Raw genomic sequence first — 18,566 nt, 5'->3', positions numbered from 1 at the left:
TATGAATGAAGGTTCCAAAGATGTTTACAGTTTCTTCGACAAACCTGTAGATCCTTTGAGTTTTAGCGCTGTTAAGATTGGTTTGGCTTCTCCTGAGAGAATCAGAAGCTGGTCATACGGCGAAGTTAAAAAACCAGAAACAATTAATTATAGAACATTTAAACCAGAGCGTGACGGCCTTTTTTGTGGTAAAATTTTTGGACCTGTTCGCGATTTTGAATGTATTTGTGGAAAATATAAAAGAAAAAAACATCGTGGGACCGTGTGTGAAAAATGCGGTGTTGAGGTGATTGAAAGCAAAGTGCGTCGTGAAAGACTGGGTCATATTAACTTGGCAAGTCCTGTGGCGCATATCTGGTTTCTAAAAAGCTTACCATCCAGAATCGGCTGTGTCGTAGATATCTCTTTAAAAGATCTGGAAAAAGTTCTTTATTGTGAATCTTATATCGTTCTTGATCCTGGAACGTCAGATCTTAAAAAACATGAATTAATTTCTGAAGATCGTTTTGCAGCAAAAGTCAGAGAGCTTGGTAATAATGCGTTTCGCGTAGGAATCGGTGCAGATGCTCTGCTTGAAATGCTTCAATCTGTTGATGTATTTGAACTTTCTGAGCAATTAAAAGAATCTTTGATGACAACAACATCAGACGCTCAAAGTAAAAAACTGATCAAACGCTTAAAAGTCGTAGGTGCATTCACAATGAGCGACAATCGTCCAGAGTGGATGATGCTTTCTGTGATTCCTGTATTGCCTCCTGATTTGCGTCCTCTTGTTCCGTTGGATGGAGGTCGTTTTGCAACATCTGATTTGAACGATTTGTACCGTCGTGTGATCAATCGTAATAATCGTTTATTGCGTTTGATAGAGCTTAATGCTCCTGAAATTATTGTCCGTAATGAAAAACGCATGCTTCAAGAAGCAATTGATGCTTTGTTTGATAATGGCCGTCGCGGAAAAGTATTTACAGGACCTAACAAGCGTCCACTTCGTTCATTATCCGATATGCTTAAAGGGAAAAGCGGTCGCTTCCGTCAAAACTTGCTTGGAAAGCGTGTCGATTATTCTGGTCGTTCTGTCATTGTTGCAGGGCCAGAACTTCGTTTGCATCAGTGTGGTTTGCCTAAATTGATGGCTCTTGAAATGTTTAAGCCGTTCTTATTTAATAAATTAGAAGAGCGGGGATATGTTTCTACAATAAAAAGCGCTAAAAAAATGGTGGAAAAAGAGCGCCCAGAAGTATGGGATTTGCTCGAAGAATGTACCAAAGAGCATCCAGTTCTTTTAAACCGTGCTCCAACACTTCACCGTTTGGGTATTCAAGCGTTTGAGCCTGTTTTGATTGAAGGCAAGGCGATTCAGCTTCATCCTTTGGTTTGTCAGGCGTTCAACGCGGACTTTGACGGAGACACAATGTGTGTTCACGTTCCTCTAAGTTTAGAAGCGCAAATTGAGGCACGTGTGTTGATGATGTCGACAAATAATATTTTATCGCCACAGCATGGTACACCAATTATTGAGCCTCGTAAGGACATTGTTCTAGGGCTTTACTATTTGACGCGTGAAAATATCACGGCGCGTGGTGATGGTATGAAGTTTTCAAGTCTTGATGAAGTGCGTGTTGCGTATGATCATGGATTTGTAGAGCTGCATACAAGAGTGTTTGTGCGCGTTAAGCCTGGTGAAAAAGAGCTTGTGCAAACTACTGTTGGCCGTTGTATTTTAAAAGAAGTGATCCCAGAAAATGTTCCATTTTTCAAAAAATACAACAAAGCGCTTGATCAAAAAGCACTCGCTGTTCTTGTCAATGATACATATCGTTTTTGTGGAGCGAAAGAAACTGTTTTGCTAGCAGATGCCTTGCGTGAGTTGGGTTATCGTTATGCAACAGAATCTGGTATTTCTATTGCGATTAAAGATATGATGATTCCAAAAGAAAAACCAAAACTTTTGGATGAAGCTTACAATGAAGTTAAAGAAGTTCGTGAGCAATATGCAGAAGGTCTTATTACTGAAGGTGAGCGTCACAATAAGGTGATTGATATTTGGTCGCGCGTTCAGGATGAAATTACTGTTAAAATGTTGAAGCAGCTAGAAACTCAGCCTGCGGTAAACCAAAAAGGTGAAAGCGTTCAGATTCAATCTTTCAACTCATTGTATATGATGGCTGACTCAGGAGCTCGTGGATCGAAGCAGCAAATGCGTCAGTTGGCTGGTATGAAGGGCTTGGTTGCTAAGGCAACTGGGGAAATTATTGAAACTCCTGTGACGTCAAATTTGCGAGAAGGTTTCACTATCCTTCAATACTTTATTAACACGCATGGTGCGCGTAAAGGTCTTGCCGATACTGCATTAAAAACAGCATCTTCTGGTTACTTAACGCGTCAGCTTGTGGATGTTGCGCAAGATACGATTATTTCTGAAACAGACTGCGGTACTCTAGATGGCGTTGAAATCACATCAGTCGTTGAAGGCGGAGAAGTGATTCAGCGTGTAGGAAATCGTACTTTAGGAAGAACCTCTTTGTATGACATTAAAAATCGTGCAACAGGTGAAGTTATTGTTAAAGCTAACGAAGAAATCAATGAGGATTCTGTTGTTCACCTCGATCAGGCAAAAATAGACCGCGTGTATGTGCGTTCTGTTTTAACATGTCGTACGCGCCGTGGTGTGTGTGCAAAATGCTATGGTCGTGACCTTGCTACAGGTAATTTGGTGAATGTTGGTGAAGCAGTTGGTGTTATTGCGGCTCAATCTATCGGTGAGCCGGGAACTCAGTTGACAATGCGTACCTTCCACTCTGGTGGTACAGCAACAACGCAATCTCAAGCATCATCTTATGAAGCAAAAGTTGAAGGCCGTGTTCAGCTTTCTAACGTCAGTTTAGTGAGAGGGCGTAATGAATGGGACACAGCAATGGGTCGTAACGGCGAAGTCATTGTTTACGACTTAGATGGAATTGAGCGCGATCGCCATTCCATTCCATATGGATCAAAAGTTTTTGTGAAAGATGGGGCAAGTGTAAAAGTAGGCACAATGCTTATTGAATGGGATCCGCACTCTGTTGTGATTGTCTCTGAAGTTCCGGGTAAAGTGAAATTCCAAGATCTCTATGAAGGCGTGTCTGTTGAAGAACGTACTGATGAAGTGACTGGTTTAACACGCCGTGTGGTGATTGAGAACAAAGATACTAAAATCAAGCCAGCAATCGTGATTACTGATGATACAGGAACTGCGATTCGTATTACTGATACCCGTGATGCGCGTTATCCATTGCCAAGTGGTGCAACCATTATGTTTGCGGATAATGACACCGTCTATCCAGGTGATGTGTTAGCAAAAATTCCTCGTGAACAAGCTAAAACTAAAGATATTACAGGTGGTCTACCGCGAGTTGCTGAGCTGTTCTTAGCACAAAAGCGCAGAACTTTTGCAATAATTTCTGAAATTGATGGTTTTGTTTCTTTTGGTTCAGATATTAAGGGCAAAAGAAGAGTTGTCGTCACTCCTGAACTAGGTGGTGGAGACAGTCGCGAATACTTAATTCCAAAGGGACGCCACGTTGTGGTAACTGAAGGAGATTTCATTCGCGCAGGAGAGCCGTTGGTTGATGGTCCTCTCAATCCTCATGACATATTAAAGGTTTTAGGAGAGAAGGCGTTAGCAGGCTATCTTGTTTCTGAAATTCAAGCTGTTTATAAGCTTCAGGGTGTGAACATTGACGATAAGCATATTGAAATTATTGTTAAACAGATGTTGCGTCGTGTTCGTATTAAAGATCCTGGTGACACAGAGTTTTTACCTGCAGCACAGGTTGAGAAGTGGACGTTTGAAGAACAAAATGAGTTAGCAATTCAGCGTGGCGCTCGTCCTGCAAGTGCAGAGCCATTACTTTTGGGTATTGCACGTGCAGCGTCGTCAACGGAATCGTTTATTTCTGCTGCATCGTTTCAAGAGACAACACGTGTATTGACAGAGGCTGCTTTAGCGGGTCGTAAAGACTTACTTCGCGGCTTAAAGGAAAATGTGATCATGGGTCGCCTTATTCCAGCGGGTACGGGTGTTAGCTTCTATAATAATCTTGAAATGTTTGTTGAAGGTCAAAGTCTTGATGCGGAAGCAATTATTGAAGCATCTATTCCTCAGGTTGTTGCTCGCCTTGGAACAGGATCTCATCACCAAATGAGATAGGCATTTTGTGTCTATTTCTTATGCGTACTTATTGCTCTAATTTTACAATTTTTGCTTGACAATGGGCGTTGTTCTACGGTACGAATCGACGCCCAACGGTTTGGAGTATAGTTTAATGGAAAGCCAAAAAATCCGTATTCGTCTTAAGGGCTATGATGTTTCTCTGGTTGACCAGAGCGTAGCTCAGATTATTAACAAGGCAAAAGGCACAGGCGCTAAAATCGCTGGCCCAGTTCCTATGCCAACAATTATTAATCGTTACACAGTATTGAGATCTCCTCATGTCGACAAAAAGTCACGTGAACAGTTTGAAATCCGTACTCATCGCCGTCTTATCGACCTTCTCGAGCCAAAACAACAAACTGTTGATGGTCTTATGAAGTTAGATTTGGCTGCAGGTGTTGATGTTGAGATCAATCTTTACTGAGACTTCTTTTTATTTTTTTAATTACGCTTCAAAATTCAGTTTTGTTTTTTGAAGTTTTAACAAAAAGCTGGCGCTGTAAGTTTTTGCAACCAGCAGGAGTTAAAGTCATATGGTGCGTTATGCTTTTAGCAAAGTGGGCATGACTAGTGCGTTCACGGTAAGTGGTTCTGCACAAGGTGTAACAGTCCTAAAAATGCAGCCTGCTAAAGTTATCAGACATGAAACTTTAGAAGGTGGTAAAGTCGTTGTTGTTGTTGAATATGATACAGGTCATAAAAATAAACTTGTACGTGGATGGGTTGTTGATAATCCAGCTGATTATGAAGTTGGCTCGCCTCTCAAAGCTCCCGCTATTTCTGTCGGTCAAAAATTAAAAATTACTGGTTTTTCAAAAGGTCGCGGTTTTCAAGATGCGATGACTCGCCATGGTTTTGGTGGTGGTCCTGCAAGTCATGGTAGCCGTTTTCATCGTTCTCCTGGTTCTGTGGGGATGCGTGCTGAACCTGGTCGTGTCATGAAAGGTAAAAAAATGCCTGGCCAAGACGGTAATGTGCAAGTAACTCTCCGTAATGTTCAAGTTGCATACTGGTCTCATGAAGAGTCGGTAATGGCTGTTGTAGGCGGTGTGCCTGGTGCACGCGGTGGTATGGTATTTGTTTAAGTTTTGGGAAGGGATAGCTTATGTTGTCTAAAATTGAAGCCCTTCCAGAGAGCCTGGTTAGTTATGCAGATCGTAACAAAGGTACTCTTTGGCAGGTTATTAAGGCTTATAGAGCCAACCAGAGACAAGGTACTGTTGGCGTAAAAACACGCGCGATGGTGAAGTCTACTGGCAAGAAACCGTACAAGCAAAAGAAAACGGGCAGTGCTCGTCGTGGTTCGTTTGTAGCTCCATTGCATGTTGGTGGTGGTGTAGCGCATGGTCCAAAGGCGCGCGATTACCGTCAGGCAATTCCTACAAAAATGAGCCGTGTTGCGCTTGGTATTGCGATTTCTGAACGTATCAAGGCAGGTAAAATTTTTGTTGGAGCGCTTGATTTTCCAAGTGGCAAAACAAAAGATGCGGCATCTATTTTAAAGAATGCGGCGGATTTGACTGGTAATACTTTGGTTTGTCTTAGCAATCCATCTGAAACTACAATTCGCGCGTTGCGTAATATTCGTGGTGTTCATCTTGTAAGTCCTGAGCAAGTCAATGCTTTTACGATTCTTCAAGCTCGCAGTCTTATCGCAAGTCCTGAGGCGTTCAAGGTTCTTGAGTCTAGGTTAGCGGACTGAATTTTTGGAGAAAGGATATGAACATGCGTTCGGATTATGTTATTAAAGGGTCAGTTTTAAGCGAAAAGTCATACGCTCTTTTGGAAAAGAAAGTGTATACCCTTAAAGTTGATTTGAAAGCGACTAAGGCAGATATCAAAGCTGCTGTAAAAGATGTTTTTGGCGTTGATGTAGCAAGTGTAAATACTGCTATTTTGCGTGGAAGAGTTGTTCGCAAAGCGCGCTCTAAAAAAGGTGGCGCTTCTAATGTCAAGCTTCCAAACATCAAGAAAGCATTTATTCGTTTAAAAGATGGTCAAGAGTTGCCAGCTCCAGTTGTGGCTGCTGCGGATTCTGAGCAAGCTTCTAATGCTTAAGTGAGTTGTTCTATATTTAGAATATTTTTTTAGTTTTAGTGCGCGGAAAAATCCTCGAATTATCGCGCAAGGATGAGGAAAATGGGAATCAGACAATTAAGGCCTTATACGGCCACAACAAGAACACAAAGTTATATCAATTATAGAGAAGTTCTTACTACTGATGCACCTTATAAGCCTCTTTTGGAGTCAAAGCCAAATAAGGCTGGTCGTAATAATACAGGGCGCATTACTGTTCGTCATCAAGGAGGCGGGAACAAAACTAAGTACCGTATCATTGATTGGAAAAGAAGTCGTAAAGATGTTGAAGGTGTTGTGACCTCTGTTGAGTATGATCCAAATCGTACAGCATTTATTTCATTGGTTAAGTTCATAGATGGTGATCGCCGCTATGTGCTAGCTACTGATGGAGTTAAAGTGGGAACAAAAATCATTGCTTCAAGTGAAGCTGATATTAAGTCTGGCAATAGCCTTCCTCTTAAGAAAATTCCTGCAGGTACAACCATTCATAGTATCGAAATGCGTCCTGGAGCTGGTGCAAAGCTGGTGCGTAGTGCTGGTGCTTCTGCAACTTTGGTAGGACGTATTGAAAAATATGCGCAAATCCGTATGCCATCCGGAGAACTTCGCCTTATTCCTGATGATTGCTATGCAACGATAGGTGTTGTTTCTAACGCAGATCATATGAATATATCAATTGGTAAGGCAGGTCGTAATCGTTGGAAAGGTGTGCGCCCAACTGTTCGTGGTGTCGCTATGAACCCTGTTGATCATCCAATGGGTGGTGGTGAGGGCCGTACAAGTGGTGGTCGTCATCCATGTTCTCCATGGGGTCAATTGTCTAAAGGTTACAAAACACGCAAGGCAAAACCTAGCGATAAGTTTATTGTAAGCCGTCGTAAGAAATAATTTATAGGGGTAAAGCAATGTCACGTTCGTTGAAAAAGGGTCCTTTTGTAGATGGCCATTTGCTTCAAAAGGTTACTGAAGGCAGAAGTTCTGCCAAAGTTATTAAAACTTGGAGTCGCCGTTCTACAATTATTCCAGAGTTTGTTGGAGTTACGTTTGCTGTGCACAATGGAAAAAAATTTGTTCCTGTGTACGTAAATGAAAACATGGTTGGTCACAAGCTTGGTGAGTTTTCTCCAACTCGTACCTTCCATGGTCACGGTGCGGATAAAAAAGCTGCTAAGAAAAAGTAAGAGGTAATTTATGGACGCAAAAGCAACGCACTATGCTGCAAAGTGCACCGCACGCAAAGCGAGATTATTAAGACCGCTAATTATTGGTAAAACTGTACCTCAAGCAATAGCTTTGCTTTCAGTAGAAAGACGCTCAGGTTCTGTGGCGACAGTTAAGCTTATTCGCTCTGCGTTGGCACAGCTTCCTGAAAATAGTGCTGTAAATACTGTAATTAGTGACTTTGTAGTAAATGAAGGTCCTCGTCGCCGCATGTTTATGCCGCGTGCGCAAGGACGTGCGACGCCAATTTTGAAAAAGACGTCACACTTAACTATTCGTCTTAAACTTAATTAACAGAGGGTACAACAGTGGGTCAGAAAGTACATCCAATTGGTTTGAGACTTGGTATTAACAAGACTTGGGATTCTCGTTGGTTTAGTAAACGTGAATTTGCTAAAAACCTTAATGAAGATTTGAATATTCGTAAGTTTATTTCAAAAAAGTATACAGAAGCAGGCGTTGCTCGTGTTGAAATTGAACGTGCAGCAAAGCAAGTTGTAGTTAAAGTATACACAGCAAAACCTGGCAAGCTTATTGGCAAGCAAGGTAAAGGTATTGAGCAACTTCGTGATGAAGTGAAAACTGTCATCAAAGCTAACGACAAATCAATCAAAGTTGATGTTTTTGAAGTTAAAAATCCAGATACAAATGCACAGTTGGCGGCATTTAATGTTGCACAACAACTTGAAAAACGCATTTCCTTTAGAAGAGCAATGAAAAAGGTTATGCAACAGGCTATGAAAGCTGGTAGCAAAGGAATTAAAATTCGTGTTGCTGGTCGTTTAAATGGTGCTGAAATGGCTCGTACAGAGTGGTATATGGAAGGTCGTGTTCCTTTGCATACTTTGCGAGCAGATATTGATTATGGAACTTCTGAGGCTTTAACAACATATGGTCTCATTGGAGTTAAGGTTTGGTTATTTAAAGGTGAAGTCTTTGGTAAAGCAGCAAGTACAACTGCTGGAGCCAAAACGGCACGCAATGAGGAGTAATTAAAAAATGTTGGCTCCAAAAAAAGTTAAATTTCGTAAATCTCATAAAGGTCGTATTAAAGGTGTTGCGGATCGTTGCAACAGCGTAGATTTTGGAGATTTTGCTCTTCAGGCTATTGAACCTGGAAAACTTGAAGCTCGTCAGATCGAAGCAAGTCGAATTGCCTTGACTCGTCACATAAAGCGTGGTGGAAAGGTTTGGATTCGTGTGTTTCCAGACAAGCCAATCACAAAAAAACCAGCTGAAACTCGTATGGGTTCTGGTAAAGGTGGTTTGGATCGCTGGATTTGTCCAATTCGCTCGGGGCGCGTTATATTTGAAATTCAGGGTGTTCCTGCAAATCTTGCAAAAGAGGCATTTCAACTTGCGGCAGCAAAGCTCCCTTTTAAAACTCGCATCATGAGCAGAAGTGAAAAGGTTTGGGAAAATCAATGAAAAAACAAAAAAAATTTTCTGATTTAAACTCTAGTGATGTTTCTGCGATGCAAGCTCAGTGTATTAAAGAGCTTGTTAAGTTCAGAGTTTCCATGGATCCTGCCATCATTACGAATGGTGGTGGTGTAGCTGGCTTGAGAAGAGATTTAAGAGTTCTTTCTCGCAAAAAGGCTTTAACCACTAAACAATAATATTGAGGTAAATATATGGAAAACAAAGTTATCACTAAGAATCCTATTAGAGCTCGTGTCGTTGGGATCTCAAAAGATACTAAAACGATTAAAGTTGAAATCCCACGCGTTGTTCCTTGTAAGACTTATGGTAAGTATCTGCACTTGCATACGTCTTTGCTTGCGGATTCGTTTGGAGTAGAAGGTATTACTCTTGGTAAAGATGTACAAATTTTACCATGTCGTCGTATCTCTAAAAACAAGTCTTGGAAAGTTGTTTCTGTTGTTACTGAGTAATGTAACAACCTTTAATTAGTTTTATTTTTGTCTCTCATTTAATGGGGTGTATCGTGATTCAGCCAGAATCAATCCTGGTAGCAGCCGATAATAGCGGAGCGCGTACTCTCAATGTCATTCGTGTAATGGGTGGTTCTTTCCGTCGTTACGCACGAGTTGGTGACTTGATTGTTGTTTCTGTAAGAGATGCTGTGCCTGGTGGGCGTGTTAAAAAAGGTGAAGTCCACAAAGCAATTGTGGTTCGCTGTAAAAAAGAAGTATCGAGAACTGATGGTTCTCGTATCCGTTTTGATGAAAATGCTGCTGTTCTTGTAAAAATTGTCAAAAATGAAAAAGAACCAGTTGGAACCCGTATTTTCGGACCAATTGCTCGTGAATTAAGACAACGTAATTGTGGCAAGATTATCAGCTTGGCTCCGGAGGTTCTATAATCCATGGCAAGCGAAAAAAATCAAGCAGTTAAAAAGACTGCTGGAAAAAAAGGTTCAGACTACGGTGCAGTAGTTGTTCGCGGTGAACACCTTAAAGGTGTAAAGCCTAGATACATGGCAAAGTTCAGCGACAAAGTTTTACCAGAGCTTAAGAAACTTCATACAAATAAAAATGTGATGGAGCTTCCTAAGATTGTAAAAATCGTTGTTAATACTTGCCAAGGCGAAGCAACACAAAATATCAAAGCTCTAGAAGCTGCTGCTGCAGAACTTGAAATTATCACCGGCCAAAAAGCTGTGATAACTCGTGCAAAAAAATCTATTGCAACCTTTAAGTTGCGCGCAGGAATGCCAATTGGTGCTTCCGTAACGCTTCGTAAAGAACGTATGTTTGAATTTTACGACAAACTTGTATCGGTAGCGTTACCACGTGTGCGCGATTTCCGTGGAGTGTCTTCTAATAGTTTTGATGGTCGAGGTAACTACTCTCTCGGAATTCGTGAGCAGATCATTTTTCCTGAAATCGAAGCGGACAAAGTAGATAAAACACGCGGTTTGAGTATCACTATCGTGACTTCTGCGAAAACAGATGAAGAAGCTCGTGAGCTTCTGACTCTCCTCGATATGCCGTTTAGAAAGTAAAGGGGATAGATGTGGCTCGTTTAGCAATGATTAATAAGGCAAATAAAAAAGCCAAGTTTTCTACTCGTCAGCATAATCGCTGTAATCAATGTGGTCGTCCTCGTGGTTATTATAGAGACTTTGGTTTATGCCGTATTTGCCTTCGCAAAAATGCCCTTTCAGGACAAATTCCTGGAATGGTCAAGGCAAGTTGGTGAGGTGAACAAATATGAATATAACTGATCCAATCGCAGATATGTTAACTCGTATCCGTAATGCTTCAAGCGCAGGTTTAAAGTATGCAACAATTCCTGCAAGCATTATGAAAATTGAAATTACAAAAATCTTAGAAGCTGAAGGACTCATTCGTGGGTATAGGCTGATTAAAGATAACGGACAAGGCAAGATCAAAATTGCAATGAAATACAGTGAAACAGGTCAACCCGTGATTCGTGGAATCAAACGCGTTTCCAAACCTGGTTGCCGTGTTTACAAAGGAGTTGCAGATCTTCCTAAAATCCGTGGTGGTCTTGGTTTTGCTATTCTTACTACACCAAAAGGTGTTTTAACGAGTAAATCTGCTCGTATGGAACGCGTTGGTGGAGAAGTTTTGGCGTATGTCTGGTAACTTTCGAAGACTTTTAGGAGGCTCCTATGTCAAGAGTTGGTAAGCAGCCAATTAAAATTCCTTCGGGAGTAACCGTAAAACTAAGCGGCAATATTCTCGAAGTGAATGGCACAAAAGGAACAATGAAACGTGATACTTTTGGCCGTATATCAATTGCTCAAGACAACAATGAAGTTGTTGTTTCTGCGAATAGCGGAGAAAATCAATCTGCATATTGGGGTTTGTATAGAACCCTTCTTTCTAACATGATTCAGGGTGTTTCTGCTGGATTTAGCAAATCGCTTGAAATTCAAGGGACAGGCTACCGTGCAAACATGGCTGGAAAGATTTTAAATCTAACTGTTGGATATTCTCATCCAGTAAATATTGAACCACCTGTAGGAATCAATTTTGAAGTTGATAAAACAGGCAAAGTCAATATTTCTGGAGTTGATAAGGAACTTGTAGGACAAATTGCCGCTAAAGTGCGTGCAGTGCGCCCTGCTGAACCTTATCAAGGTAAGGGAATTCGCTATGCTGGTGAAGTGATAGTCACTAAGGTTGGTAAATCTGCAGGCAAAAAATAACATTTGCCTGTTTATTATTAGTGCTTTCTGTATGTTAGCAGAAGGCCAGGAGTTTTTATGTATCGTTTAATTAATCGTAAAAGAATCAGACAATTACGTAAGATGCGTTTCTGGCGTCGTCGCTCTTCTGATTTAACAAAACCTCGCCTTTGCATCTTTAAAAGTAACCGCCATATTCAGGCGCAAGTTATTGATGATGTAAAAGGTATTGTGGTTGCATGCGCAAGTTCTATTGAAGCAGACATGAAATCAACAGGTTTACGTGGCAAGACAATGGCACTAAAAGTTGGTTCTTTGGTTGCTGAAAGAGCTAAGAATGCTGGCGTGAGTTCAGTTGTATTTGATAGAAATGGTTTTACATACCATGGGCGTGTTCAAGTTCTTGCTGATTCCGCGCGTGAAGCGGGTCTTCAGTTTTAACAGCTGAACTTTATTAAGGAAAAGCAGAAAATGCAAATAAATAAAGAAGAACAGAAAAAAGATCGTTTTGAAGATCGTGTTGTGAGCGTATCCCGTGTTTCGAAAACTGTTAAGGGTGGTCGACGCATGAGCTTTTCCGCTCTTGTTGTAGTTGGAGATCGTCAAGGGACAGTTGGTTACGGTCTTGGTAAAGCAGCGGAAGTTCCTGAAGCTGTGAGAAAGGCTGTTGCGCAAGCAAAGAAATCATTAATCAATGTTCCAATGGAAAAACAAACTATTCCATTTGTCGTGAATGCAAAATTTGGAGCAAGTCATTTGTTACTAAGTCCAGCTTCCGAAGGTAGCGGTATTGTTGCAGGTAGTTCTGTACGTGCTGTTGCAGAACTTGCCGGTATTCCTAACATCATGGCTAAAATTCAGGGTAGCAGAAATCCGCATAATGTTGTAAAAGCAGCATTTAAAGGTCTTAAGCAGCTTTCTACTACTGAAGAATATCTAAAAGCGCGCAAATAAAAGGGGAATTTAAACAATGCAAAGTATCAATACCCCAAAAATTAAAGTGACCCTGCTCCGCAGTTTTGCAGGCCGCAGTATGTCACAACGTAAAACATTAGTGTCACTTGGTCTTTCTAGAATTGGATCTTCACGTGTATTACCAAATGTGAATCCAATACTTGGTCAGGTCAATAAGGTAATTCAATTTATCAAAGTTGAGCCAGCTGAGTAAGGAGTATTAACTTGAAAATAGAAGAACTTCGTCCAAATCCGGGCGCAAGAAAAGATAGACGCCGTTTAGGCAGAGGACCTGGAAGCGGTCTTGGTAAGACTGGTGGTCGTGGTGGTAAGGGCCAAACAGCTCGTTCTGGTTCTAGCATTCGTCCAGGGTTTGAGGGCGGCCAAACTCCTCTTTACCGTAGAATTCCTAAACGCGGTTTTAAGAATGTTTGCGCAATTAAGGTTGAGTCCTTAAATCTAAAAGATACAACTCCTTATATTGAGGCTGGTATTTTAGATGGTCGTGTTTTTGTTTCACAAGGCATTGCTAAGTTGCTTTCTGTTGGAGCGGTTCCTGCTGATCTAAAAATTGTGAAAAATTTTGTTATGTCTGAGGGAGCAAGAGAAAAACTGCTCGCAAAAGGCGTAACTATTGAGGAGTGATTCGCCAATGCCTCAGGGAAGTGTCTGGACAGAAAATGTCCTTGTAAAGCGTTTATTGTTTACATTGTTAGCACTTCTCGTTTTTCGCTTTGGAGTGCATATTCCTGTTCCTGGCATAGATGCGAAAGAACTTGCTTTGTTTGCGAGTCAGCAAGGCGCTGGATTATTAAAGATATTTAATATGTTTTCTGGGGGAGCGCTGAGTCACTTCTCCATCTTTAGTCTTGCTGTAATGCCATACATCTCTGCAAGCATTATTATTCAGCTAATGACAGTTGTTCTTCCTTCTCTTGAGCAAATGCAAAAGGAAGGTGGGGTTGGAAGACAAAAAATTACGCGTATTACTAGAGCTCTTTCTGTATTACTTGCGTTAGTTCAGGCCTACTTGCTTTCAGCAGGGCTTGAAGCTTCTAGAGGCCCAACGGGTGGAATGATTGTTCTCGATCCAGGAATGTCATTTAGAATTATGTCTTGTGTTTTAATGGCAGCTGGTAGTTGTTTTGTAATGTGGCTTGGAGAGCAAATTACAGATAAGGGTATTGGAAACGGAATCAGTTTACTTATTTTTGCTGGTATTGTTGCTTATCTGCCATCTTCTGCTATGACAATTGTAGAAATGGTTAAGCAAAATAGCGGAGCTCTTCTCGGAGCATTAGGTATAATTGCTTTTGCTGTCTTTCTTGTTTTTGCTGTTACTTTTTTTGAACAGAGCTATAGAAAAATTCCTATTCATTATGCTAAGCGTCTTGTTGGAAAAAAAGTGATGTCAGCGCAAGCAACCCATCTTCCACTAAAGGTAAATATGGCTGGTATTATGGCAGCAATTTTTGCTTCCACAATTTTAGCTGTACCCGCAACCTTTTTAAGTTTTGGTAAGGCTGCTGGGAGCGTTTGGTTGGCTGATTTTTTGCCTGGCCACTGGTTGTATAATGTAGTGTTTGTTGTGCTTGGTTTGTTTTTCTCGTTTTTTTACGCTTCAATTGTCTTTAAATCTGATGATGTTGCAGAAAATTTAAAGAGACAAAATGCGTACATTCCTGGTATTCGTCCAGGGACGGAAACAGCAGAAGCGCTTGATACGGTTGTGACACGTCTTACTTTTGCAGGAGCTCTCTACATGAATATTATTGTGATTGTTCCTTCATTAATTGGTAGTACATTTTCACAGCAAATGACATTTGGAGGAACGTCTCTTTTAATTGTTGTTGGTGTGGCATTAGAAGCTATTCGTCAAGTTCGTTCACAGCTTGCAACACAAAAATACGACTTTTTAATTTTTCCATCTCAATCACGAGAGACGACAGCTCATGATACAAGGTTATGAAGCAGGATTATAAATGAAGATCATCGTTTTTTTGGCCCTCCAGGAGTTGGTAAAGGGACTCAGTGCTCTTTATTAAGTACACGGTTGGGTGTAAAGCATATTTCTACCGGTGCGATTATTCGTCAAGAAATTGCTTCCGAGTCAGAGTTAGGCTTGAGGGTTAAAGGTATTGTAGAAACAGGTCACTTGGTTGATGATCAATCAATTTTTGCATGTTTAGAGAATGCTTTGAATAACATGCAGCCAAAGCATAACGACATTATCTTGCTCGATGGTATTCCTAGAAATCTTTCTCAAGCAAAAGATCTCGATCTTGTTCTTAATAAGTTTTCTAGCAAAGTTGATCTTGTTCTTTCTTTGTCTGCAGATTTAGACAAATTGATTGAAAGGTTTGAAAGACGTTGGACCTGTTCGTCATGTGGTAAAATTGAGGCTATTCCACAGCAAACCAATATAGGCCATTTTGTGTGCACTGGTTGTGGGAAACAAGGAACAATGTTCCGTCGTAAAGATGATGAACCAGAAACAGTACGTAAGAGATTTACAGTTTATCAGAAAGAAACCTTGCCTTTAGCGAGTTTTTATGCTGACAAAAATAATCTTTGTGTTATTGATGGATTGCGTCATCCTGAGTTTGTTTATGCTGAAATTGTATCAATTTTGTTAAGAAAATAAAGATTGAACTTGATTTAAGCAGCATATTGGGATACCCAATAACGCTCTTTGTTATCATTGGAGTAAGAGTTTAAATGGTTGATTACGAAAATAAACCAAAAAAAGCAAAATTTGACGAAGACGATAAAGGCAAAAACGTTGAGTTAGAAGACGACGGTAGACCTAAAAAAGTTGAGTTAGAGGGGATAGTTGCAGAAAAGCTTCCTAACAACTTGTTTATAGTGGAACTCGATAATAGTCTCAAAGTTCTTGCTCACGTTTCGGGTAGAATGAAAATGAATTGCATCAATATTTTACCTAGCGATAGGGTAAAAGTTGAGTTAAATCCAAATGATAAGACTAAAGATGGTAGGTTTAGAGCTAAAATTGTTTTTAGATCTAAATAGTAAAGTTTTTTGAGTTTTTCCTGAGGAGTTTGTGCTAATGAAAGTTAGAGCTAGTGTAAAGCCAATTTGTGATAAATGCAAAGTTATTCGTCGCGTTGGAGTAGTTAGGGTTATTTGTGAAAATAAAAAACACAAGCAGCGTCAAGGTTAATAGAAAGAATATCGGAGGTTAGTTGTGGCAAGAATTGCGGGCGTTGACATTCCGCGTAACAAGCGTATCGAAGTTTCGCTTACGTACATACATGGTCTTGGTCGTAAATCCTCTCAAAAGATACTTGATCAGTTGTCTATAAACAGAGACACACGTGCTCAAGATCTCAATGACGATCAAATTAATGCCATAAGAAAGCTTATTGATTCCAACCACACTGTAGAAGGTGATTTGCGTCGTCTTGTTCAGTCCAACATCAAACGCTTGATGGATTTGGGTTGCTACCGTGGTCTTCGTCATCGTAGAGGTCTTCCTGTACGTGGTCAAAGAACTAAAACAAATGCGCGTACACGCAAGGGTCCTAAAAAGACTGTTGCAAATAAGAAGAAGTAACTTCTAAGGTGTGAGGAAATTTGGTAATGAATAAGGTTGTATCAAAGAAAAAGCGCATTAAGCGTAATGTTCCAACAGGAATAGCAACTATTTCTGCAAGTTTTAACAATACTATTGTTACTTTTGCAGATGCTAATGGTGATGTGGTGACATGGTCAAGTGCTGGTAGTAAGGGCTTTAAAGGTTCTCGTCGTAGTACTCCATTTGCGGCACAGGTTGCTGCAGAAGATGCTGCTCGCAAGGCAATTGATTGTGGAATGAAAAGCTGTTCAGTAATTGTAACTGGTCCTGGTTCCGGGCGTGAATCAGCAGTACGCGCAATTTCTGCTACAGGCATTAAAGTAACTCTTATTAAGGATGCGACTCCTGTTCCTCATAATGGGTGCAGGCCTCCAAAACGTCGTAGAGTTTAATTAAGTTTGGTCACTCTTATCAATTGAGATTTGTGTTGTAGTATTAATTCTTTTAATATCTGCAGCTTGAATTCTTGAGTGGATTTAATATAGAACTTTCATTAACTACTGAGGTATAAAATCCTTAGATACGTTATGGCGGGTCTTTCTAAGTATGGAATGGTAAGGCAGTCAAACTTTTAACACAATAGTTTAGTTGTGTTATTAGTTTTATGCTTTATCGTTTTTACTTGGTAAATGTTAAAAATAGTGCTACAAGGCTACTGGTAATGTATATTCCTTCTATAAGTAAGGGTTTTATTTACTGGCATTAAAGTATGCACAAATGAGTGATAAAGAGCTCTTTATTAATCCATAAAAGCTCAACGGGTACACTTTGGGGCAAAATACGAAACGGAAAAGTTGACGGAGTCAATAATGCAGAGCAACTGGAAGGCGCTGTTAAAGCCGCAGTTTATTGAAAAAGAAGATATCTCTCCTGCTTTTGGGAGATTTATAGCTAAGCCTCTGGAACGTGGTTTTGGAACTACGTTAGGTAACGCATTGCGTCGTGTTTTGCTTTCTTCTCTTCAAGGCGCTGCTGTTGTAGGTTTGCGCATTGAGGGAGTAGAACATGAGTTTTCGACAGTTCCTGACGTTTCAGAAGATGTAACAGAAGTTGTGTTGAATTTAAAAGCTTTGGATGTATGGCTCGATACAGAAGGCGAAAAAACAGCCACTATCGATGTTGTAGGTCCTAAAGTAGTTAGAGGTGCAGATGTTATCTCTGACGGGTCGCTAAGAATTTTAAATCCTGATCATGTGATTTGCACAGTGGGAGCAGGCGGAAAATTTAAAGCAGAAATTACAGTGAGAACCGGTAAAGGATACTTAACAAGCGATGCTGTTAAAGATGGTTTGCCTTTGGGTGTGATTCCAATTGATGCTGTTTTTTCACCTGTTAAGCGTGTGAGCTTTAGTGTATCAGATACCCGTATTGGTCAACGTTCCGACTTTAATAAGTTGGTTCTTGAAATCAGTACAAATGGTGCTGTGACTTCGGAAGATGCTTTGGCGTATGCAGCAAAAATTTTAAAAGATCAGCTCTCTGTGTTTATTAATTTTCAAGAAGCCGATGATGAAGTTCAAGTTATTGATTCTATTCAAGTTGATGCACGTTTAAACGAAAACCTCTATAAATCGGTCGATGAGCTAGAGCTTTCTGTAAGAGCTGCGAATTGTCTTGAAAATGCTGGTATTCGTTACATTGGCGAGCTTGTTATCAGAACAGAAGCTGAAATGCTAAAAACCAAAAATTTTGGCCGCAAAACTTTAAATGAAATTAAAGATCTCCTTGCTGAAATGGGACTCCATCTCGGCATGAAGATTGAGGGTTTTGACCCTACTAAACTAAGGGATCGAATTTAGTCTGATTAAGGATGCAAGAACATGAGACATCGTTTGGCACATAGAAAATTAAACAGAGATTCAGCTGGTCGTAAAGCACTGTTGCGCGGCTTGGCTACTCAGTTGATTGAGCATGGCACTGTTGTAACGACAGTTGAACGTGCAAAAGAATTAAGAAAAATTGTTGAGCCATTGGTTGCTTTGGCACGTGTTGACAGTGTTAATAACCGTAGAAATGCTGCTTCGACACTCTACACTAAAAAATCTGTAGGAGACCTCTTTTCAAGAGTTGCACCTGCAAATGCACAAAGAAATGGTGGTTATACACGCATTTTAAGATTAGGTTTTCGTCCAGGAGATCATGCTCGTCGTGCAATTATTGAGTTTGTTGAACCAACAGCATTAAAAGCTGTGAACGCAACTCAAGTTGCTGCTAACTAGTATTTGTTTGCCTCTGCCTAAACTATATATAATATCTAAAAAAACACTGAGAAATATTACTCAGTGTTTTTTTATGATTTGCATCAAAAAAACACAGACTTCTAAAGTTTGCAGATGTAAGTGAGCTTAAAAGACCACAACACCAAGCGTTTCAAATAAAGGAGTTCGTAAGCCTTAATTGGGCAC

At 40.4% G+C, this 18,566-nt stretch carries 28 protein-coding genes and 1 pseudogene; all 29 read left to right on the top strand.

Annotated features, from left to right (window positions below):
• Position 1: 1 nt before the first annotated feature.
• Positions 2–4,189: a DNA-directed RNA polymerase subunit beta' gene (gene rpoC, locus Spiro2_RS09750; protein ID WP_422398037.1), complete on the top strand. Its 4,188-nt coding sequence runs from the start codon at positions 2–4 to the stop codon at positions 4,187–4,189.
• Positions 4,190–4,304: 115 nt separating this feature from the next.
• Positions 4,305–4,616 (top strand): 30S ribosomal protein S10, encoded by a 312-nt coding sequence (gene rpsJ, locus Spiro2_RS09745; protein ID WP_130610705.1) that lies wholly within the window; start codon positions 4,305–4,307, stop codon positions 4,614–4,616.
• Between the two features lie 109 nt (positions 4,617–4,725).
• Positions 4,726–5,277: a 50S ribosomal protein L3 gene (gene rplC / locus Spiro2_RS09740; RefSeq protein ID WP_338635584.1), complete on the top strand. Its 552-nt coding sequence runs from the start codon at positions 4,726–4,728 to the stop codon at positions 5,275–5,277.
• 20 nt (positions 5,278–5,297) lie between these two features.
• Positions 5,298–5,894: a 50S ribosomal protein L4 gene (gene rplD, locus Spiro2_RS09735; protein WP_338635583.1), complete on the top strand. Its 597-nt coding sequence runs from the start codon at positions 5,298–5,300 to the stop codon at positions 5,892–5,894.
• 17 nt (positions 5,895–5,911) lie between these two features.
• Positions 5,912–6,250 (top strand): 50S ribosomal protein L23, encoded by a 339-nt coding sequence (locus Spiro2_RS09730; protein ID WP_338635582.1) that lies wholly within the window; start codon positions 5,912–5,914, stop codon positions 6,248–6,250.
• An 81-nt stretch (positions 6,251–6,331) separates the two neighbouring features.
• The gene (gene rplB, locus Spiro2_RS09725) at positions 6,332–7,159 is read left to right on the top strand and encodes a 50S ribosomal protein L2 (protein WP_338635581.1); all 828 of its coding nucleotides are present in this window, start codon (positions 6,332–6,334) and stop codon (positions 7,157–7,159) included.
• Between the two features lie 17 nt (positions 7,160–7,176).
• Positions 7,177–7,452, top strand: a complete 276-nt coding sequence (gene rpsS / locus Spiro2_RS09720; protein ID WP_338635580.1) for a 30S ribosomal protein S19 — start codon at positions 7,177–7,179, stop codon at positions 7,450–7,452.
• Between the two features lie 10 nt (positions 7,453–7,462).
• Positions 7,463–7,786, top strand: coding sequence for a large ribosomal subunit protein uL22 (locus Spiro2_RS09715; protein WP_338635579.1), 324 nt, complete (start codon positions 7,463–7,465; stop codon positions 7,784–7,786).
• A 14-nt stretch (positions 7,787–7,800) separates the two neighbouring features.
• Positions 7,801–8,484: a 30S ribosomal protein S3 gene (rpsC, locus tag Spiro2_RS09710; RefSeq protein ID WP_338635577.1), complete on the top strand. Its 684-nt coding sequence runs from the start codon at positions 7,801–7,803 to the stop codon at positions 8,482–8,484.
• 7 nt (positions 8,485–8,491) lie between these two features.
• On the top strand, positions 8,492–8,920 hold the full coding sequence (gene rplP, locus Spiro2_RS09705) for a 50S ribosomal protein L16 (protein WP_338635576.1): 429 nt from the start codon (positions 8,492–8,494) through the stop codon (positions 8,918–8,920).
• A complete protein-coding gene (locus tag Spiro2_RS09700; protein ID WP_338635574.1) occupies positions 8,917–9,111 on the top strand; it encodes a hypothetical protein in 195 nt (64 codons plus the stop codon). Before rplP ends, Spiro2_RS09700 begins: the two co-directional genes overlap by 4 nt.
• A 15-nt stretch (positions 9,112–9,126) precedes the next feature.
• Positions 9,127–9,387 carry a 30S ribosomal protein S17 gene (gene rpsQ / locus Spiro2_RS09695; protein ID WP_338635573.1) on the top strand — a complete coding sequence of 87 codons (261 nt, stop codon included), beginning with the start codon at positions 9,127–9,129 and terminating at the stop codon, positions 9,385–9,387.
• Between the two features lie 53 nt (positions 9,388–9,440).
• Complete coding sequence (gene rplN / locus Spiro2_RS09690) at positions 9,441–9,818, top strand: 50S ribosomal protein L14 (protein WP_148698254.1); 378 nt, start codon at positions 9,441–9,443, stop codon at positions 9,816–9,818.
• A gap of 114 nt (positions 9,819–9,932) precedes the next feature.
• Positions 9,933–10,460, top strand: coding sequence for a 50S ribosomal protein L5 (gene rplE / locus Spiro2_RS09685; protein ID WP_338637762.1), 528 nt, complete (start codon positions 9,933–9,935; stop codon positions 10,458–10,460).
• 11 nt (positions 10,461–10,471) lie between these two features.
• Positions 10,472–10,657 (top strand): type Z 30S ribosomal protein S14, encoded by a 186-nt coding sequence (locus tag Spiro2_RS09680; protein ID WP_338635572.1) that lies wholly within the window; start codon positions 10,472–10,474, stop codon positions 10,655–10,657.
• Between the two features lie 11 nt (positions 10,658–10,668).
• Positions 10,669–11,067, top strand: coding sequence for a 30S ribosomal protein S8 (gene rpsH, locus Spiro2_RS09675; protein ID WP_338635571.1), 399 nt, complete (start codon positions 10,669–10,671; stop codon positions 11,065–11,067).
• A 26-nt stretch (positions 11,068–11,093) separates the two neighbouring features.
• Positions 11,094–11,633, top strand: a complete 540-nt coding sequence (gene rplF / locus Spiro2_RS09670) for a 50S ribosomal protein L6 (protein WP_338635569.1) — start codon at positions 11,094–11,096, stop codon at positions 11,631–11,633.
• A gap of 57 nt (positions 11,634–11,690) precedes the next feature.
• Positions 11,691–12,053, top strand: a complete 363-nt coding sequence (gene rplR, locus Spiro2_RS09665; RefSeq protein ID WP_338635568.1) for a 50S ribosomal protein L18 — start codon at positions 11,691–11,693, stop codon at positions 12,051–12,053.
• A 30-nt stretch (positions 12,054–12,083) separates the two neighbouring features.
• A complete protein-coding gene (gene rpsE / locus Spiro2_RS09660; RefSeq protein WP_338635567.1) occupies positions 12,084–12,566 on the top strand; it encodes a 30S ribosomal protein S5 in 483 nt (160 codons plus the stop codon).
• 16 nt (positions 12,567–12,582) lie between these two features.
• Positions 12,583–12,780: a 50S ribosomal protein L30 gene (gene rpmD / locus Spiro2_RS09655; RefSeq protein ID WP_338635566.1), complete on the top strand. Its 198-nt coding sequence runs from the start codon at positions 12,583–12,585 to the stop codon at positions 12,778–12,780.
• 11 nt (positions 12,781–12,791) lie between these two features.
• Entirely contained in the window at positions 12,792–13,211 is a 420-nt protein-coding gene (rplO, locus tag Spiro2_RS09650) for a 50S ribosomal protein L15 (RefSeq protein ID WP_338635565.1), read from the top strand.
• Between the two features lie 7 nt (positions 13,212–13,218).
• Entirely contained in the window at positions 13,219–14,535 is a 1,317-nt protein-coding gene (gene secY / locus Spiro2_RS09645) for a preprotein translocase subunit SecY (protein ID WP_338635564.1), read from the top strand.
• 6 nt (positions 14,536–14,541) lie between these two features.
• Complete coding sequence (locus tag Spiro2_RS09640; protein ID WP_338637761.1) at positions 14,542–15,210, top strand: adenylate kinase family protein; 669 nt, start codon at positions 14,542–14,544, stop codon at positions 15,208–15,210.
• Positions 15,211–15,380: 170 nt separating this feature from the next.
• A pseudogene (gene infA, locus Spiro2_RS09635) lies at positions 15,381–15,596 on the top strand (translation initiation factor IF-1); the annotation flags it as partial.
• A gap of 37 nt (positions 15,597–15,633) precedes the next feature.
• Positions 15,634–15,747 carry a 50S ribosomal protein L36 gene (gene rpmJ, locus Spiro2_RS09630; protein ID WP_130610638.1) on the top strand — a complete coding sequence of 38 codons (114 nt, stop codon included), beginning with the start codon at positions 15,634–15,636 and terminating at the stop codon, positions 15,745–15,747.
• Positions 15,748–15,771: 24 nt separating this feature from the next.
• On the top strand, positions 15,772–16,140 hold the full coding sequence (gene rpsM, locus Spiro2_RS09625) for a 30S ribosomal protein S13 (RefSeq protein ID WP_338635563.1): 369 nt from the start codon (positions 15,772–15,774) through the stop codon (positions 16,138–16,140).
• A 26-nt stretch (positions 16,141–16,166) separates the two neighbouring features.
• Positions 16,167–16,553, top strand: coding sequence for a 30S ribosomal protein S11 (rpsK, locus tag Spiro2_RS09620; protein ID WP_338635562.1), 387 nt, complete (start codon positions 16,167–16,169; stop codon positions 16,551–16,553).
• A gap of 417 nt (positions 16,554–16,970) precedes the next feature.
• Positions 16,971–17,960, top strand: coding sequence for a DNA-directed RNA polymerase subunit alpha (locus Spiro2_RS09615; RefSeq protein ID WP_338635561.1), 990 nt, complete (start codon positions 16,971–16,973; stop codon positions 17,958–17,960).
• Between the two features lie 21 nt (positions 17,961–17,981).
• Positions 17,982–18,380, top strand: a complete 399-nt coding sequence (gene rplQ / locus Spiro2_RS09610; protein ID WP_338635560.1) for a 50S ribosomal protein L17 — start codon at positions 17,982–17,984, stop codon at positions 18,378–18,380.
• Positions 18,381–18,566: the final 186 nt, after the last annotated feature.

Source organism: Spirobacillus cienkowskii, assembly GCF_037081835.1.
Lineage (GTDB): Bacteria > Bdellovibrionota_B > Oligoflexia > Silvanigrellales > Silvanigrellaceae > Silvanigrella > Silvanigrella cienkowskii.
This window is presented reverse-complemented; position numbering and strand designations above follow the sequence as displayed.